19 protein-coding genes are annotated in these 16425 nt (G+C 35.5%); 1 reads left to right on the top strand and 18 read right to left on the bottom strand.

Translation table 11 applies throughout. From position 1 onward, the window contains the following. Positions 1-191: 191 nt before the first annotated feature. From VB264_RS21905 to VB264_RS21820, 18 genes are all read right to left on the bottom strand, one after another. Positions 192-1418, bottom strand: coding sequence for an ABC transporter permease (locus VB264_RS21905; protein ID WP_323253012.1), 1227 nt, complete (start codon positions 1416-1418; stop codon positions 192-194). Then, a complete protein-coding gene (locus VB264_RS21900) occupies positions 1415-2140 on the bottom strand; it encodes an ABC transporter ATP-binding protein (RefSeq protein ID WP_323253010.1) in 726 nt (241 codons plus the stop codon). The genes VB264_RS21905 and VB264_RS21900 overlap by 4 nt, the downstream gene beginning before the upstream one ends. 35 nt (positions 2141-2175) lie before the next feature. After that, on the bottom strand, positions 2176-3414 hold the full coding sequence (locus VB264_RS21895; protein WP_323253008.1) for an efflux RND transporter periplasmic adaptor subunit: 1239 nt from the start codon (positions 3412-3414) through the stop codon (positions 2176-2178). A gap of 56 nt (positions 3415-3470) precedes the next feature. After that, the gene (locus VB264_RS21890; protein WP_323253006.1) at positions 3471-3911 is read right to left on the bottom strand and encodes an OsmC family protein; all 441 of its coding nucleotides are present in this window, start codon (positions 3909-3911) and stop codon (positions 3471-3473) included. 55 nt (positions 3912-3966) lie between these two features. Continuing rightward, entirely contained in the window at positions 3967-4641 is a 675-nt protein-coding gene (locus tag VB264_RS21885; protein ID WP_323253004.1) for a BON domain-containing protein, read from the bottom strand. Positions 4642-4826: 185 nt separating this feature from the next. Next, entirely contained in the window at positions 4827-5570 is a 744-nt protein-coding gene (locus VB264_RS21880; protein ID WP_323253002.1) for an HAD-IIB family hydrolase, read from the bottom strand. 9 nt (positions 5571-5579) lie between these two features. Beyond that, on the bottom strand, positions 5580-5936 hold the full coding sequence (locus VB264_RS21875; protein WP_323253000.1) for a glutathione S-transferase family protein: 357 nt from the start codon (positions 5934-5936) through the stop codon (positions 5580-5582). 46 nt (positions 5937-5982) lie between these two features. After that, positions 5983-7365, bottom strand: a complete 1383-nt coding sequence (locus VB264_RS21870; RefSeq protein WP_323252997.1) for an NAD-dependent succinate-semialdehyde dehydrogenase — start codon at positions 7363-7365, stop codon at positions 5983-5985. Between the two features lie 48 nt (positions 7366-7413). After that, positions 7414-8409 carry a 2-hydroxyacid dehydrogenase gene (locus tag VB264_RS21865; RefSeq protein ID WP_323252995.1) on the bottom strand — a complete coding sequence of 332 codons (996 nt, stop codon included), beginning with the start codon at positions 8407-8409 and terminating at the stop codon, positions 7414-7416. A 14-nt stretch (positions 8410-8423) separates the two neighbouring features. After that, positions 8424-8753 (bottom strand): hypothetical protein, encoded by a 330-nt coding sequence (locus VB264_RS21860; protein ID WP_323252994.1) that lies wholly within the window; start codon positions 8751-8753, stop codon positions 8424-8426. Next, complete coding sequence (locus tag VB264_RS21855; RefSeq protein WP_323252992.1) at positions 8737-9150, bottom strand: hypothetical protein; 414 nt, start codon at positions 9148-9150, stop codon at positions 8737-8739. The genes VB264_RS21860 and VB264_RS21855 overlap by 17 nt, the downstream gene beginning before the upstream one ends. Positions 9151-9272: 122 nt before the next feature. Continuing rightward, complete coding sequence (locus tag VB264_RS21850; protein WP_323252990.1) at positions 9273-9572, bottom strand: hypothetical protein; 300 nt, start codon at positions 9570-9572, stop codon at positions 9273-9275. Positions 9573-9996: 424 nt separating this feature from the next. Continuing rightward, positions 9997-10320, bottom strand: coding sequence for a four-helix bundle copper-binding protein (locus VB264_RS21845; RefSeq protein ID WP_323252988.1), 324 nt, complete (start codon positions 10318-10320; stop codon positions 9997-9999). Positions 10321-10349: 29 nt separating this feature from the next. After that, positions 10350-11579, bottom strand: coding sequence for a glycoside hydrolase 100 family protein (locus VB264_RS21840; RefSeq protein WP_323252986.1), 1230 nt, complete (start codon positions 11577-11579; stop codon positions 10350-10352). Between the two features lie 5 nt (positions 11580-11584). After that, positions 11585-12727: a glycosyltransferase family 4 protein gene (locus tag VB264_RS21835; RefSeq protein ID WP_323252984.1), complete on the bottom strand. Its 1143-nt coding sequence runs from the start codon at positions 12725-12727 to the stop codon at positions 11585-11587. Between the two features lie 43 nt (positions 12728-12770). Then, the gene (locus VB264_RS21830; protein ID WP_323252982.1) at positions 12771-13388 is read right to left on the bottom strand and encodes a PIG-L family deacetylase; all 618 of its coding nucleotides are present in this window, start codon (positions 13386-13388) and stop codon (positions 12771-12773) included. Positions 13389-13417: 29 nt separating this feature from the next. Then, complete coding sequence (locus VB264_RS21825; protein WP_323252980.1) at positions 13418-14029, bottom strand: hypothetical protein; 612 nt, start codon at positions 14027-14029, stop codon at positions 13418-13420. 300 nt (positions 14030-14329) lie between these two features. Further along, entirely contained in the window at positions 14330-15226 is an 897-nt protein-coding gene (locus VB264_RS21820; RefSeq protein WP_323252978.1) for a helix-turn-helix domain-containing protein, read from the bottom strand. Between the two features lie 196 nt (positions 15227-15422). On the opposite strand from VB264_RS21820, the gene VB264_RS21815 reads away from it, so the two are divergent. Continuing rightward, positions 15423-16403 carry an aldo/keto reductase gene (locus VB264_RS21815; protein WP_323252976.1) on the top strand — a complete coding sequence of 327 codons (981 nt, stop codon included), beginning with the start codon at positions 15423-15425 and terminating at the stop codon, positions 16401-16403. The last annotated feature ends 22 nt before the right edge of the window (positions 16404-16425 follow it).

Below are 16425 nucleotides of genomic sequence, written 5' to 3'. Positions count from 1 at the left end.
AAGTAATTTTTTAATTTCGCTACTGATGAAACTTTTCATTAAAAGGCTGTTTTTTGTTGCTTAGGAACTACAAAATTCAGCCTTTTTTTATTAATTGTAAATTTTCATCGGGTAGAGTACTTATAAATAAGTTGTCTTAAAGAATTGATTTATAGGAAGCAAATTGATATGTGAGCTTTTTAGAGGTTGTTTTATTCATACCTCAAAGCGTCAATTGGATTAAGTGAAGCAGCTTTTTGGGCAGGATACCAGCCAAAGAAAAGGCCTATAATAGTAGAAAATAAGAAAGATAATACTACTGAGAAAACGGTAATTACCACAGGCCAACCTCCAAATGTTGCTACTAATTCAGCAACTAAGATTCCCAGTGCAATGCCGATTAGCCCGCCCATAAAACTGATTACGATAGATTCAATCATAAACTGTGTCAAAATGTCTTTCCCTTTTGCTCCGATAGCCATTCTGATACCGATTTCTCGGGTACGTTCAGTAACGGAAACTAACATGATATTCATTATGCCGATACCTCCGACCAACAGCGAAATACTGGCAATACTTGCCAGCAGGATGGTCATTACTTTAGAGATTGTACCAAAAATATTGCTAATTTCCGATTGAGTACGAACCGTAAAATCGTTATCGTCTGAAGGAGCTATTTTATGTTTGTCTCTTAATAAATTGGTAATTTCATCTACTGCATCTACCACTTGTCCTTCTGATTTTCCAGAAGCTAAAATACTATTCACATACATCGACGATGACATCATTCTTTTTTGAACCGTAGCAAAGGGAGCTAGAATTATATCGTCTTGGTCTTGCCCGAAGGTATTTTGCCCCATTTTTGAGAGTACACCAATAATTTTCACAGGAATACTATTGATACGGATGATTTCACCGATAGGGTCAAAATTTTCGTCCCCAAATAAATTCAATACAACGGTGACCCCTACTAAACAAACTTTGGCAACAGCACGCTCGTCGGCGGTAGTGAAAGTGCTTCCTTTAGCCATCGTAAGTGAACGAATAGCCAGATAGTCATTATTAACGCCTAAAATGGATGTATTCCAGTTTTGAGAACCATAAATTACTTGAGCCCTTTTTTGGTCAACAGGAGAAATAAAATTTACTAGGTCACAATTAGCTCTGATGGCATCTACGTCTTCAACTCGAATGGTTTTATTAGAAGCCGCTCCTTGGCTTACGCCTCCCATGGCATTATTCCCCGGATAAACCATAATGGAATTTGTACCCAAACTAGCTACAGACGCTTTGATATTCTGGTTCGAACCTTCGCCGATGGCTAACATCGCAATCACAGAAGCGACACCAATAATAATTCCCAACATCGTTAAAAAACTACGTAATTTATTTCTCAATAAAGAACGAAAAGCTACTTTAAATAAATTGAGAATTCTCATGTTGTTGATTTTTCATCGGTGAGTAACGCTATTTTTTTCAATTCTTCTGTTGCTATTTTTCTGGTTTCTACGGTATCATTAAAAATGATTTTTCCGTCTTTAAAAATAACATTTGTCTTCGCAAATTGGGCAATATCTGGTTCATGCGTTACCATTACCACGGTAATTCCTTTGTCGTTCAAGGCTTGAAATATTTGCATAATTTCATAACTGGTTCTGGAATCAAGGTTTCCCGTAGGTTCATCCGCCATGATAATTACAGGGTCGTTTACTAACGCTCGTGCGATGGCTACTCGCTGTTGTTGTCCACCCGAAAGCTCGTTTGGCATAGCATTTACACGGTCGCCCAGTCCAACCGATTTTAGTGCATTCATTGCTCTATCTCCATAATCTTTGATGGCAATTTTGCTATTATATAATAGTGGCAATTCTACATTTTCGAGAGCAGAAGTTCTGGGTAAAATATTGAATGACTGAAAAACAAACCCTAATTTTTGATTCCGTAATTCTGCTAACTCATCTCTATTTCTACCCAAAACATCAATTCCCTCCATCAAATAAGTTCCACTGGTGGGGTTATCTAAACATCCGAGAATATTCATAAAAGTAGATTTCCCGGAGCCACTAGCTCCCATTATTGCCAAGAACTCTCCTTTGTCAATCGTCAGTGAAACATCATTCAAGGCACGAACCTCTGTATTACCTGTAATATATGTTTTCACTAGATTTTGTACGGAAATTAAGTTTTCTGAGACTTTCATTTTGCTTTTTTTCTACTTGGCATTTTTGGCATAAACGGATTTGAAGCTTTGGTTTCTGTGGGAGCAGATTGATTGATACCCGTAGCGACCAAATAACCTTCTTTAATACTTCCACTGATTTCAGTAAAAGCTCCATCGTTTAACCCTTTGGTTACTTGCACGGGAATTACATCTTTATCATTTATTACCCACAAATAACCCTTTGTACCATTAGTTTCTACAATTTCTTGTTTCTTCAATTCGCTATTGTTTAATAGTTTTTGTAACCAGATTCTTTTGGTATTCTCTGAAAGAGAAACCGCATTCTGGATATATTCAGCTGTTGGCGTAAAAGCAAAAGCACTTGTTGCTACTTTAAGCACATTTTTTTGTTCTTGAATAGAAATATTGGCATTGACCGTCAGTCCGGGGATTAATTTTAATGCAGGATTGGGCACTTCTATAATCACTACATAATTAACTACGCTCGACACCACAACGGGCGAATGTCTAATCTGAGTAACTTCACCCGAAAAGACATCATTGGGATAGGCATCGACCGTAAAAATGGCTTTTTGTCCTACTTTCAATTGACCAATGTCGGCTTCATCAACATTGGCTTGTACTTGCATCTTTTTAAGATTATTTGCTATGGTAAAAAGTACAGGACTGGTAAAACTGGCAATAACCATATTCCCTATTTGAACATTTCTAGATATTATCATCCCACTTATAGGAGCTTTTATCGTACAATATCGCAGATTAATAGCTGCTTTGTTCAGCAAAGATTTAGCAGAAACTACATTGCTTTTGGCAGTTTGATAAGCTGTTAAAGACAAATCGTAATCTACTTGTGCTATTACTTGACTATTAAATAGTAGTGATGCTCGGTCGAACTCTCTTTTGGCTTGTTCAAAGGCTACTTGTGTTCTTTGTAATGCGGCTAAGGCATCTAGTTTTGTGGCATAATAGAGTGTAGTATCCAAAACCGCTAGGATTTGGTTCTTTTTGACAATGGTATTAAAATCAGCCTTGATGTTAGCAATTGTTCCTGAAACCTGTACACCCACATCAACAGATGTATCTGCCGCCATGGTTCCAGTAGCCGTTATCAATACATTTATATCCCCTCTTTCAATACTTACACTTCGCCAATAATATACTTTATCTTTGTTTTGGAGTTGATAATAGTAATACCCTAAAGCGGAAACTACCACAACAATAAGCCCACTAATGATGATATTTTTCTTTGTCATATTAGTAAATATTCAAAATCAAACATTTCGCCAAATGCCTACGGCTTTGAGCACAATTATACTTTTATGATGGGTTCTAAAATGACTTTTGTTTTAATAGAGTTGGAAATAGCACAAGCTTTTTCGCTCATATCAAGTATTTTTCTTAATTGCTCTTCGTGTTTTAATGTTGGTACTACTATGGTTGGTTTTAGTAATATTTCTGTTACAGCCAATTTCCCCTCCAATTTCTCAACTGTACCAACGGCATTACTTTCAAAACTAATAAAATCAAATTTTGAGTTTTCGGCAATGTCCAAAAATGTAGCCATCAAACAACTGTTGATTGCAGCCACAAATAAGTGTTCAGGAGTCCAAATATTTTTCATTCCTTTCGGAAATTCTGGAGGTGTTGCTACCTCGATTTGATTAGGTAAAACAGGAGAAGTTAAAATTCCTTTTCGTTCAGCATTCCATCGAAGATTAACTTCGTAAGTATGTATTTCAGAATTATTCATATTGTTTTTTGAAAAAAGGAGGAAATCTCCCCCCCCCTTTTTTTCTTTAAAATTCTTAATCCATTAAAGCATATTGATATTCAACTTCCAATTCGTTATCAACCGTCCAAACACCTGGTGCATTCCAAGCAATTCGTGCTGCTTCATCTTTTTGATACCAAGAATCTACACTTCCAGTTAAGGTAACTTTATGACCATCAACGATGACATTAATATGCTCGTCGTCGATTGCCCAATTACGTTTTAAGGCATTTTCGATGTCACTTTTTTTAATCTCATTATGCGTTTCAGATTTTATCACAATATCATTTGAAACACCCGTAACGCCCATGAGTTTATCAACGGCATTTTTTGCAGCATTTCTTTGATAATTCCAATGGACTTCACCTTCTAATGTAACCCACCCTTTTTCTACTTTTACTTTAATCTTACTATCAGGAATTTCCAAATTCCATTTAAAAGCACTTAAAATTTCGTCTGCAATTTCGTTATCATCTTTTTTTGATGTATTTGATTTAAATTTCACTTCAATTGTTTCTACTACAACCTTTACACCTATGATATTCTTAGCAGCTTTTTCTGCCTCAAACTTTTTTGAGTAACTATCCACGTTTCCCGATAAAGTAACGACTCCATCCTTTACCGTAACACCGATTTCCGCCGCATGTAATAAGGGTTCCCATTTGATAGCATTTTGTACATCCTTCTGTAATTCCTCGTTAGTTTTCATGGTATTCATTTTTAGTGTGAAAGTATTTTCACGACATAAAGGTGAGGTATTTGATTTTGATAAGTGTTACAATATTTTGTAAAATAGTTACGCTTTTCACTGATTATCAAATCATTAATGATACACTATCTTTTTGATAAACGTATAGTATAGGGTTATATCAAAACATCATTTTAAACAATATTTTAAGATAAACAAGCAATAATCGTTTTTATAGCAAGCTTGGTTTCATTGATATTTTCAACCTCAATACAAGCAATACCTGTACTTTTAGCAGGAAAATCATTTCCACCCTCGAATAAGGAATCCCCGACGAAAATCATGTCTTCAATAGGAACATTGACTATTTCTTGAAGTTTTCTAATTCCATACGCTTTATTAATACCTACTTGAGTTACATCAATAGATGTTGTACCACCCAAGCACACTGCAAATGCTGGAATTAGTGTTTCTAAATGAGCTTTTATTTTCCTACGCTTAGAGCCATCTTTATCCCATTTTATTTTTTCTTGAAGCGGAGCTTGTTGCCCCAATGCTGAAAATGTAATTTGACTACCTCTATCTTCGATTATTGGTCCCCAAACCTTTTCTGTTTTAAACCCTATTGCTACTAAAGTTTCATTGATCGCATGAATGATAGAGGTTTTCTCTGATAAGGAAAAATCTTCTGAATAGCATAATTCCCAGTTGGATTTATATTGATAGAATTTAGTCCCACAAGTAGGGAGCAACAACAGATTCTTCAGAGATTCGCCTTTAGATAACTTGGGAAGCACTTGTTTTTCAAACTGTTGCCAACTTCCGCCTGAGATAATACCCACCTTAAAATTAATCAAAAGTATATTGAGTAATTGAGCGATATCGCTATCAATAGGCGATTTACTTTCGGCAAGTGTTCCATCTAGGTCAAAAATGATGAGTTGTTTCATTGATGTTCTCTACAAATTAGCCAATTCCCATAGCCAATGAGCCATTTTTTCGTTCATCGAAGACGTTAGAATAATCATTAAATTAAGTCCTTTTTTAGTCATTCTCCAGTCAATATCTAAAGTACTAATATCTGTATTGTACACATAGATTTTTTTGAAGTGTTGTTCACTATTGATACCTGCCAAACGACAAACTGTTAAAGATTTTTGGACAGCCTCCAAAATATGCTCTTGGGAAGTCTCTTCTGTAACAGTTAAGTGTTCTAGTGAATATTGTCGCATAGAGTGATGAATAGCCTCTTCAAAATCAGTTAGTTCCATCTGATTTTTATCTGAGAAGCAAAAGGATAGTTCATGCGTTTTCATAGTAATAGATTTAAAGGTAAACATTAGCAATTTTCTTTATGAATAATCAAAAAGGGTCATCAAGATTACTTACCCTAATCAGCTTTTTGTTCACAAATTCATCTATTCCAAGTTCAGAAAGTTCACGACCATAGCCCGAGCCTTTAGTTCCGCCAAAAGGTAAATCAGCCTGAGTCCAAGTTGGGTGATTGATAAATACCATTCCAGTATCAATCTGATTAGCTATTCGTTCTCCCCTTGGAATATCCTGTGTAAAAATAGATCCTCCTAAACCAAATGGAGAGTCATTAGCTAATTCAATGGCTGCTTGTTCATCTTTTACACGGTAAAAAGTAGCTACAGGTCCAAATAATTCTTCATAATAAACAGGATTATCGCTTTCTATATTTGTCAAAATAGTTGGTTGTACAAAAGCTCCTTCACTATCAACTCGCTTACCGCCTAAAATTATTTTTGCACCTCCTTTTACGGCCCTATCAATTTGTTCAACAATTTGCACGGCCGCTGCTTCACTACTTAAAGGGCCAAGGTCCGTATCTTTGTGCATAGGATCACCAACTTTTAACAGAGCCATTTTATCAGTAAATTTTTTCAAAAATTCATCTGCAATAGCTTCTACCGCTATAAACCTTTTAGAGGCAATACAACATTCTCCATTGTTATTGATTCTTCCTACAACGGCCCAATCAACAGTTTTATCGATATCAGCATCCTCAAGGATAATGAAGGCATCGCTACCTCCTAATTCTAAAACAGATTTTTTTAGATATTTCCCTGCTTCAGAGGCTAGGCTTGCTCCTGCGGCTTCACTACCTGTAAGCGATACCCCTTTGATTCTTTTGTCTGAAACCAATGCAGAGGCTCGTTTTCCCGATATTAAAAGATTAGTATAAAGCCCTTTAGGTGAACCCGCCTCAAGGAATAGTTCTTCTATGGCAATGCCACACTGGGGTACTAATGAGGCATGTTTCACTAATATAGTATTGCCAATCATGATATTAGGAGCTGCAAATCGGGCAACTTGATAAAAGGGGAAGTTCCAAGGCTCTACACCAAACAATACTCCTATAGGACTGTATCGAATAAGTGCTGTACCGTGTTCAGGAGTAAGAACTTTATCGGCTAGAAATGTCGCTCCATGGGTTGCATAATAATCGAAAATATCGGCACTTAACATAATCTCACCCTCTGCTTGAGCAATGAGTTTTCCCATTTCTAGCGTAATCATTTGGGCAAGCGACTCCTTTTTTGCCCGCATCAGGCTCGCTACTTTATGCAGTAATTTAGCTCGCACCTCATAACTAGTATGTTTCCAATCGTCAAAAGCTTTTACAGCTTTTCCAACGGCACTATCAACGGTCGAATCGGTCATTTCTTCAAATGATTTTATGACCTTATTTGTCGCTGGATTTATCGTTTTAATAGACATAATATTATTTAGGTTATTCTTGATTTACATGTATCTCAATCAATTTAGTTACGAAATAACTACTTCATTCTCTAGTACCAATCCTTGTTCAAAATCGGTGAAGTTTTTTAGGGTAATTTTCATGATTTGCTCTACAGCTTCTTTCGTAAAGAAACCCTGATGTGGTGTAATAAGTACATTATGAAAAGCCATTAATCGTTCAATAATATCGTCTTGAATAATTGTTTCGGAAAAGTCTTTAAAAAACAAGCCGTCTTCTTGTTCATAAACATCTATGCCTAAATATCCCAGCTTCTTACTTTTCAGGGCAATAATAACATCTTCTGTTTTAATTAAACCTCCCCTACTTGTATTAATCAGCATTACTCCTTCTTTCATTTTATCGAATGCCGCTGTGTTTAAAAGATGGTGAGATTTTTCTGTAAGTGGACAATGCAACGAGATAATATCAGCCTTTTGTAAAACCTCATCAAAAGATTGGTATTCGACCCCTATCGCTTTTAAATTTTCCGATTCGACAAGGTCGTATGCAATAATTTTGCAACCAAAGCCTAACATGATTTTACAAAAGACAGCACCTATTTTACCCGTTCCAATTACCCCGACAGTTTTCTGATATAGATTAAATCCTAGCAGATTATCTAATGAAAAATCTCCCTCACGTACTCTATTATAAACTTTATGTGTTTTCCTGTTCAAGGTCAAAATCAAGGCAATAGCATGTTCCGCTACGGCTTGAGGAGAATAGGCTGGCACTCGCAATACCTTTATATTATACTTTTTAGCAGCCTGAATATCTACATGATTAAAACCCGCACTTCGCAAATCAATCAATTTTACACCAAGCTTCGCTAATTTTTCAATTACTTTTTCATTCAATTTATCGCTCACAAATACACATACCCCTTCAAAACCTTCAGCTAAATTGGTAGTATTGGTATTTAAGGATGCTTCAAAATAGGTCAAGTCATGCTTAAAGTCAATATTAAGCCTATCCAGATAGGCTTGTTCATACGATTGAGTACTAAAAACGGCTATTTTCATAATTTCCTTATATATTATTCTCTTTCTTCCTCTAAATCAATATGATTGTCCCCGCCAACACTATAGTAGTTATTTTCTTCATCTTCGCTACCAACACGCTCTTGTTCGTCATCCAATTCTGACCCTGGTACATCTAAATCATCACCAGACTCATCATCTTCAAAGCTCTTTTCGTTCCATTCTTCATCATTTTCATTGAGTACTTTTGTACTCGAAATATTTTCAGGATCAATATCTTCTTCCTCCTTATAATTTTGATAAATATCCTCGCTGGCAGGATATGAAAAATCTATTTCGCTCTTTTCTGAAATAGGTTTTTGGGTATGTTTATGAAGCTTTTTCATATGAATATATTTTAAGAAAAAAGGATTTAACAAAGGCATGTTGCTGATTTTCAGACATTTTATCTGACTCTTCAATACTAATATTAATCTTATCGAAGTGACTATCTTTTTCTAAAATGTTCAATAATTCAACCTTAGCGTCTGTCGGGCCAAAAAGAATTACTTCATCATACTTTTTAATAATGTCTCTTAATTCATCATAAAAATGCCTTTGTTTCTGTTGCTCATTATTGTACAACAAGCTTTCGCTTCTATTTAAAGTCTCGTCTCGATTCTCGTGGCTAATGTTAGATTCCATCATTTCTGTTTCCATCGAATCTCTTGTATATTCCATCAAATGAGCTACTGAATAATCCATCCAAATGCCTAAATATTGTGTTGGCTTTATGATTTCCATCGTATTTACTTAGCTAGCGAATATGTTTTCGCAACTAAACAAAGATGAGGAAGTATTGAGGATAAAGTATTACAGAATTTTTGTAAAGAGTTATAACATTCACAGTTTCTCCTATGCTACTTCTAAATTTTAGGAGATTTTTTAAAGTAGTATTTTTTTAAAGGAATCTTCGATTTAGCTTTTTCCTGACACTGTGTAATACTCAGTAATATCAAATTAGCTACGATAATCAATAGTAAATGAATACCTTGACCGCAATGCAACGTAAAAAATTCAATTGCCCAAATCGCAGTTATGACTCCTGAAATTGCATAAAGTAGATAAGCTAGAATATTAGTTTTTTGTACTTGCTGTACAGATTTTAACTCTGTTTGTTGAGAGTGCGTATATAATTTATGAAGTCTAAAATTGAATGCCAGCATATTTTTGGTTTTTATAAAATTTTAGTTGACCCTTTTTATATATAAAACCCTATCGCTAATCTATATACGTTTACCCTTATTCTAATCTTTATCTTGTAAATCATACAAATCTTGGCGTTTCAGTAAATGAGCTAATAAATCGACAACTGAAATACTTTTTCATGGATATTTTATTGAAGCTGTTTAAACTTTCCGTTTCTGAGGTGAAAGTATTGTATTTTTGGATTGATTTTTTCAAAATTTGGGAAGCATAGCATCGCTACGTTGAGTAAATTTTGGAACAAGCTATGCTAAAAGACTTAGTTTAACCCGTAAGGGAAAGTTTAAACAGCTTCATTGTTAGATAATTATTAGGTGAATTAACTGATTGCTTTTGAAAGAATATGCTTTACTAAAAAATACGTAAAACATATTCTCAAGCACTTTACATACTCAAACAAGCCTCCATACAATCTTTACAGGCATCAGCACATTCTTTGCAGTGTTTATTTTCGTGTTTTTTACATTCCTTAGCACATTCATCGCAGAAGTCGGCACACAACTTGGTGATGGCTTTTGAATGTTTGCTCCCTAAACTCAATAGCTGGGCGGTTGCATAGCAAATGGCGGCACATTCCATATCCAATTGAATACATTTTGCCATCATTTTTGTATCTTCTTCTTGTAGGCATGAAGCCGCACAATGATTGCAAAGTGCCACACATTTAAGGCAAGCCTCAATGATTTTTTTGTTGTCGTGATAACCCATTTTATTGGTTGTTTTAGTTAAAAAAATATTTAATATTTCCGCATTGCTTCAAAAAAAGGGGTACTTTTTTCTTCCACACATTTAGCAGCATATAAATACATCGCTGCACTCCAAGTTTGCCAGTTTTGTCCTTTCGCTTCGCCATCTTGTGCTTTTATCCATTCATTAAACCCAAATTCAGCACTTTCTGGAGGTATTTCTACGGAGGAATTAGCCTTATTTTTAATCGCATTATCACTATCGAAATTTGTCTTTTTAATACATTCAGTCAAGACGATTAATTTCTGTTCTGCTAATAAAAATCTTTTTGCAGCGACTAAGGCTGCGATATAAAAGCCACAAATAAAAGGCCAAATACCACCGTTATGGTATTCGCCAGGTTTGTTGTATTCGGAATACCGAACATGCCAATCGGGGTCTTCTGGATTGGTAAATGGGAAAAAGTTAGGAGGTAAATCTATCGCTAAATCTCCTTTATTTTTCATCGCTTCACATTCTGCTTCTATCCAAGTAACCATCTCGTCGGCTCTTGACGGAGACGCAATTCCTGATAAAATAGCAAGGCTATTTCCCAATAAATCAAAGCGTTCGCTACTATGAATTTTATAAGACCAAAAAGCATAATATGGTTTATTTTTAACGACCAAACCCTCATGGATATGATGATTTATAACACCTTCCGTAATGGTAAATCGGCTCATTTCTTGTCGTACTCTTCGGGCTCTTCCATCTTGATTAAACATTTTTAAATAACTATAAACCAAAGTATTAACAAACAAGCCATAACCAATAACCCATTGTTCATCTCGCCAATCGCTAGTTGGTTGCTGTGCTACCAAATACCTGTCAGAAGGACTTTGATATTCCATCCAAAGTAAGGCTTTGTCCACCGAATCCTTTAAAAAATCAGGCTCATTCATTACTTGTCTGTAAATACCAACACCTAATAAAAACAAAGGAGTTGTATCGCTCGAACCTCTATCATCCATATCATGTACCAAAGATGGAATATGTCCTTTTTCAGTCTGATTTTTTGCTAAAGTCTCCAAAACTTTTTGAATAGATTTCAACAACGCTTTATTCCCAGAAACCCCAATACCAAGAATCGAAATCATTAGATCTCTGGTATAAGGTTCGGGATAACCCCAGCCTGCTGTTCGCGGAAGTCCATAAAATGGCCCGTGCATATTATGAAGGAGCACATCAATTGCCGCTTTTTTGGCAACATTAATGTCCGTTTGGTTTTTGGCGTTAATCATGTCATTTATTTTAACCCTAATTTATCATTCATTAATGCTACAAACCTTTTTGCTACGATACGATAATCAAAATTTTCAACGACTCTTTTTCTACCTGCTTTTCCCATACTTTCTCTTAAATCCGCATCATTCATTAAAGTCAGTAACCCTTTAGCAATGTCTTGTACATTGGCTCGATAATCCACGGTGCGAGGTTCACTGAATTTGACTTTATAATTATCTTCAAAACCTGATTCTCCTCCCAGCGTCACTTCATTTACCACAATTTTCTTAGCTACATTTGCCAAAAATGCTGTTTCTCCATCTATTAAAGTATCCAACATTCCCATTGCTTTGATACCAATAACAGGCTTTTGGCAAGCACCTGCTTCTACTTGTGGCATTCCAAAACCTTCAAGCCTAGATGGAGCCGCATATATATCACAAGCGGCAATTAAATAAGGCATAAAATTCCTTGAAATAGTATTTGTGGCATAAGTAACGTTTTTTTCAATCCCCAAATCAATTGCCATTTTTAAGTCTTCAAAATTTTGCGATTCTGTACGTGGCTGAGGCCAAACTTTACAAACATATTTCCAATCAGGTGCTTTTTTATCAATAATCGCTAAAGCTTGCATTACTTCCTGAGCTCCTTTTGAAGCAGCATCTCCGCCAACAGTTAAAATCATTAATTGGTCTGGAGAAATCCCTAATGATTCACGTACTGCCAATACTTTAGGGTCATTTTTATCAAAAGGCTTGAAAGTATCTGTATTACAACCAACGGGTAAAACTTCTATTTTATCACCACAAATTCCGTCTCTCACATACATTTCTTTTACCCAATGTGAAGTAACTAATATTAAAGGAAGTGCATTTAACACCTCCTGATAATTAGCAATATAACCATCTGCAACTAACCAAGGGACAGGCTGTATTCCATAGCGTTGTGGATGCAAAACCAATTGTGGAGTATGTCCCCAGTACCCTACTCCTACTACCACATCAGGCTCAAACCAACGATAATACCATTCTTTTTCTTGGGCTGATTCAAAATGAACAGCATGAGCATCAACACCTAATTCAAGTAAACCTTTGTATAAAAGGTCTCCTTGGGTTGCTAAGCCCCCTGGTGATGGCGGGTAGTCGTAAAGGACTAATACTTTCATAAATAAAAAATTAAATAGTGTTTAATGATAATTGGAAATAGGATTAATGATTTAGGAATTTAATAGCATCTGCTGATTGACTAAATTGCCAAAATGATTCTGATTTAGGTGTTGTTCGTGCCTCCCAACTATGCTGCTCGAAACCATAAATATCAGTGATTAAACTATATTTTTTAAGCCAAATTTCTTTTGATAATGTTTCGTAGAGAGTAGCATTTTCAATTGCTTTTGGGTAATATTTTTTATTACCGTCTTCGTAGGCGAAAGTCCAAAGCTCTGAGGTTTTTATAATACCTTTTTGCCAAAGATTGATGACTGCTCTACTGGTCTCTTCATGCCGAATATGTTTTGTGTATTCGCCCCTTGGGCTATGCGTAATAATTAAATCAAAATCTTTTTGGGGCAATAAATCTAAGATTACTTGCTCTACCACTTCCTCATTCAATGGCTTTTGTGCTGGTTCATCATCAAGATTGCCCATGATGCCTTGAACATGAAGAATATTTAAGACTTCATAAAATTTTGCAGCCCTTTCTTCGTCGTTTTTTCTGCAAAGACATGCAATAAAGCACTGCCATAAAGGATTGTTGAGTATTACCCCTCCTACCCAAAGTGTTTCATCATCAGGATGAGCGACAATAATTGCTACTGATTTGAACATTTTATCATCATTTCTGGAATAGAAAATAGTTATTTATCACTTATAAACCCTTCCTTTAGCATTTTATTAAATACAGCCTGCCCAATTTCTTCAGTCATTTTTACTACTCCACTTGGATCGGTTGTTTTAGTAATGCCCGTCCAGATAATCTTATCCTCTTTGATAGAAAAAACATTTGTTTCAACAGTGTAAATTTTAGTCGTTAGATAATAACCTGAATCAAAATAAAATGGCCAATTTCTGTAATAGTATCCGCTGAAATTATTATAGTAAGAAGGGTATAAAGCAATATTACTACGAGTATAGGCCTTCTCCTTATCAACATCTAAAAGACGCATTGTTACAGCACCCTCAAAGCCATCTTTTTTGATTTTTTCTCTGATTACTCCCTCATTAGTCTCGCTAATACCTCTATCTAAGTAATCGTAAGAGGCTACTCCTTTTCCATTAAGATAGCCTACCAATTGATCTTCTACTTTTCGGCGGGTGGTTTCGTTTTGAAACAAGGCTACCACTAAGACTTTATTTAATTTATTAAGATTGACCTCTTTATTGGGTTCTCTCCAAGTACTTATTATTTGGGTTGAGCTACACGAAGAGAGAACAATAAGAATGTTCGCTAAAAGAAGGAAGCTTTTCATGTTGAAATTTATTATGTTTGATGCTAACAAAGGTGACCATTCTTACCATTGAAAGTGTTACATAATATTGATTAAGAGTTGTAATATTCACGGCTTTGGCTGGGTAATATAATAATCTATCATTCTAGTGAAAGGATACTTTGAACTGTTTATAGATAGCAAATATTAAGCTATTCACTAATGCTTATTAGGATAATAATTGAGACTTGTAAGATTTATGAAAGTCCAACAAATTAGATGCGGACTAAAGGGGGTAGGCCGGCGAGGGATATTTTGTCTAATAAGAAATAATAAAAAGGATTAATTCAACATCCTGTATTCATTAGGCGTATAACCTGTACTCTTTTTAAACATTCTATTAAAATGTTGTGGGTATTTGAATCCTAGCTCAAAAGCTATTTGACTTACCGATTTTTCTATATCAAAAATCCGTTCTTTGGCTACATCTATTAATTTTAAATGGATATGTTCTTGAGCAGATTTACCAGTCTCTTTTTTGATTAAATCACCAAAATAATTCGGAGATAAGTTCAAGCGACTCGCAAAATATCCCACCGATGGTAGCCCAAATTCCTGTGTAACTTCCGTTTGAAAATATTCATTCAACAAATGTTCAAATCTTGACAAAGCATCATTATTAATGTTTTCACGAGTAATAAATTGCCTGTCATAAAAACGAACACAGTAGTTCAAGAGTAATTCAATGTTGTTTGTAATAATTCTTTTACTGTGCTTATCAATCGTTTGACTTATTTCGTATTCAAGTTTACTCAATAAATCTTTAATAATTTGCTGTTCTTTCAAAGACAAATGAAGTGCCTCACTCGATTCATACGAAAAGAATGAATACTGACTCATTAGTTTTCCTAGCGCCGTTCCTTTTACCAAATCAGGATGAAAAAGTAATGCCCAGCCTGTTGGTTGATAATTTTCTTCATTATTTACTTCTATCACTTGCCCTGGTCCTATAAAAACAAGTGTTCCATCATCATAGTCATAGCTATTACGTCCATACTTCAATTCTCCACAATGTAGTTCTTTCAAAAAGATAGCGTAAAAACCAAAATGAAAACGACTGTGATTGGGCAAGGCTTTTGTGTTTGAATTATCAAACACACTTATTAGTGGATGTTGCGTTTCTACACCCTTAATAGCATTGTATTGCGAAATCTTTTCAAGCTTTATAAGCTGTTCCATGACCTTAATTTTTAAATCTATTGATGTAAATATAGCACCAAGTAAATCAACAAATTTCATATTAATCCTTCAATCAGTAATGATGGTAATAACATCAGTAATTAATATACTTTTTGGAAATAATTAAGAATGAAATTTGTAGTGTCATTAACGTTTTGACTAAGGTCGAACTAATAAACAATATACAAAATTCAACATGAAAACAAGAACATTAGGAAATAGCGGGTTAGAAGTATCAGCCCTTGGGATGGGTTGTATGGGGCTAAGCTTTGGGTATGGTCCAGCTACCGATAAAGCCGCCGCCATCAAATTAATTAGAGAAGCGTATGAACAAGGAATTACTTTCTTCGATACGGCTGAAGCCTATGGCAAAGATAATGAAGAGTTAGTGGGTGAAGCCTTAGTTCCTTTTAGAAAAGACGTCGTAATTGCTACAAAGTTTGGATTCCGTGACGGCGATTCTAAGAAAGGACAAGACAGTCGCCCTGAGCGTATTAGAGAAGTAGCCGAAGAATCTTTAAGACGATTGAAAACCGATGTCATCGACTTATTTTATCAGCATCGTGTAGATACAAGCGTTCCGATGGAAGATGTGGCTGGAACAGTAAAAGACCTTATTCATGAAGGAAAAGTAAAACACTTTGGACTTTCAGAAGCAGGAGTTGAATCAATCCGAAAAGCACATGCAGTACAACCTGTAACGGCTTTGCAAAGTGAGTACTCGATTTGGTGGAGAGAACCCGAATTAGCGATTTTGCCTACCCTCGAAGAATTGGGAATTGGTTTTGTGCCATTTAGCCCATTAGGGAAAGGCTTTTTGACTGGTGCTATTAATGCTGAGACCCAATTTGACCCAACTGATTTTAGAAATATTGTTCCCCGTTTTACGGAAGAAAACAGAAAAGCCAATCAAAAATTGGTTGAATTGTTAGCTGAAATAGCTGCACAAAAAGAGGCAACGCCTGCACAAATTGCATTGGGTTGGTTATTGGCACAAAAACCGTGGATTGTTCCGATTCCTGGTACTACAAAATCACATCGCTTAACAGAAAATATCGGTGGTGCATCAATTGATTTATCTGAAATTGATGTCAAAGCCATTGACGAGGCTTTTGCCAAGACCAACGTACAAGGAGACCGTTATCCTGCAAGTTTGCAGCAAAGAGTTGGGAAGTAAGCATTTTGAGGTTATCCCCTTT

The organism is Arcicella aquatica, from assembly GCF_034928825.1.
Classification (GTDB): domain Bacteria; phylum Bacteroidota; class Bacteroidia; order Cytophagales; family Spirosomataceae; genus Arcicella; species Arcicella aquatica.
The sequence above is the reverse complement of the archived record's forward strand: the minus strand, read 5'-3'. Positions and strand labels throughout refer to the sequence as shown.

Excerpts from the sequence above, each read along its gene's own strand:
- VB264_RS21875 (WP_323253000.1), bottom strand. The coding sequence starts at position 5,936 with ATGAAAACGCATGAACTATCCTTTTGCTTCTCAGATAAAAATCAGATG.
- VB264_RS21835 (WP_323252984.1), bottom strand. The coding sequence starts at position 12,727 with ATGAAAGTATTAGTCCTTTACGACTACCCGCCATCACCAGGGGGCTTA.
- VB264_RS21855 (WP_323252992.1), bottom strand. The coding sequence starts at position 9,150 with ATGGAAATCATAAAGCCAACACAATATTTAGGCATTTGGATGGATTAT.
- VB264_RS21895 (WP_323253008.1), bottom strand. The coding sequence starts at position 3,414 with ATGACAAAGAAAAATATCATCATTAGTGGGCTTATTGTTGTGGTAGTT.
- VB264_RS21880 (WP_323253002.1), bottom strand. The coding sequence starts at position 5,570 with ATGAAACAACTCATCATTTTTGACCTAGATGGAACACTTGCCGAAAGT.
- VB264_RS21820 (WP_323252978.1), bottom strand. The coding sequence starts at position 15,226 with ATGGAACAGCTTATAAAGCTTGAAAAGATTTCGCAATACAATGCTATT.
- VB264_RS21845 (WP_323252988.1), bottom strand. The coding sequence starts at position 10,320 with ATGGGTTATCACGACAACAAAAAAATCATTGAGGCTTGCCTTAAATGT.
- VB264_RS21825 (WP_323252980.1), bottom strand. The coding sequence starts at position 14,029 with ATGAAAAGCTTCCTTCTTTTAGCGAACATTCTTATTGTTCTCTCTTCG.
- VB264_RS21815 (WP_323252976.1), top strand. The coding sequence starts at position 15,423 with ATGAAAACAAGAACATTAGGAAATAGCGGGTTAGAAGTATCAGCCCTT.
- VB264_RS21885 (WP_323253004.1), bottom strand. The coding sequence starts at position 4,641 with ATGAAAACTAACGAGGAATTACAGAAGGATGTACAAAATGCTATCAAA.
- VB264_RS21870 (WP_323252997.1), bottom strand. The coding sequence starts at position 7,365 with ATGTCTATTAAAACGATAAATCCAGCGACAAATAAGGTCATAAAATCA.
- VB264_RS21905 (WP_323253012.1), bottom strand. The coding sequence starts at position 1,418 with ATGAGAATTCTCAATTTATTTAAAGTAGCTTTTCGTTCTTTATTGAGA.
- VB264_RS21850 (WP_323252990.1), bottom strand. The coding sequence starts at position 9,572 with ATGCTGGCATTCAATTTTAGACTTCATAAATTATATACGCACTCTCAA.
- VB264_RS21890 (WP_323253006.1), bottom strand. The coding sequence starts at position 3,911 with ATGAATAATTCTGAAATACATACTTACGAAGTTAATCTTCGATGGAAT.
- VB264_RS21860 (WP_323252994.1), bottom strand. The coding sequence starts at position 8,753 with ATGAAAAAGCTTCATAAACATACCCAAAAACCTATTTCAGAAAAGAGC.
- VB264_RS21830 (WP_323252982.1), bottom strand. The coding sequence starts at position 13,388 with ATGTTCAAATCAGTAGCAATTATTGTCGCTCATCCTGATGATGAAACA.
- VB264_RS21840 (WP_323252986.1), bottom strand. The coding sequence starts at position 11,579 with ATGATTAACGCCAAAAACCAAACGGACATTAATGTTGCCAAAAAAGCG.
- VB264_RS21865 (WP_323252995.1), bottom strand. The coding sequence starts at position 8,409 with ATGAAAATAGCCGTTTTTAGTACTCAATCGTATGAACAAGCCTATCTG.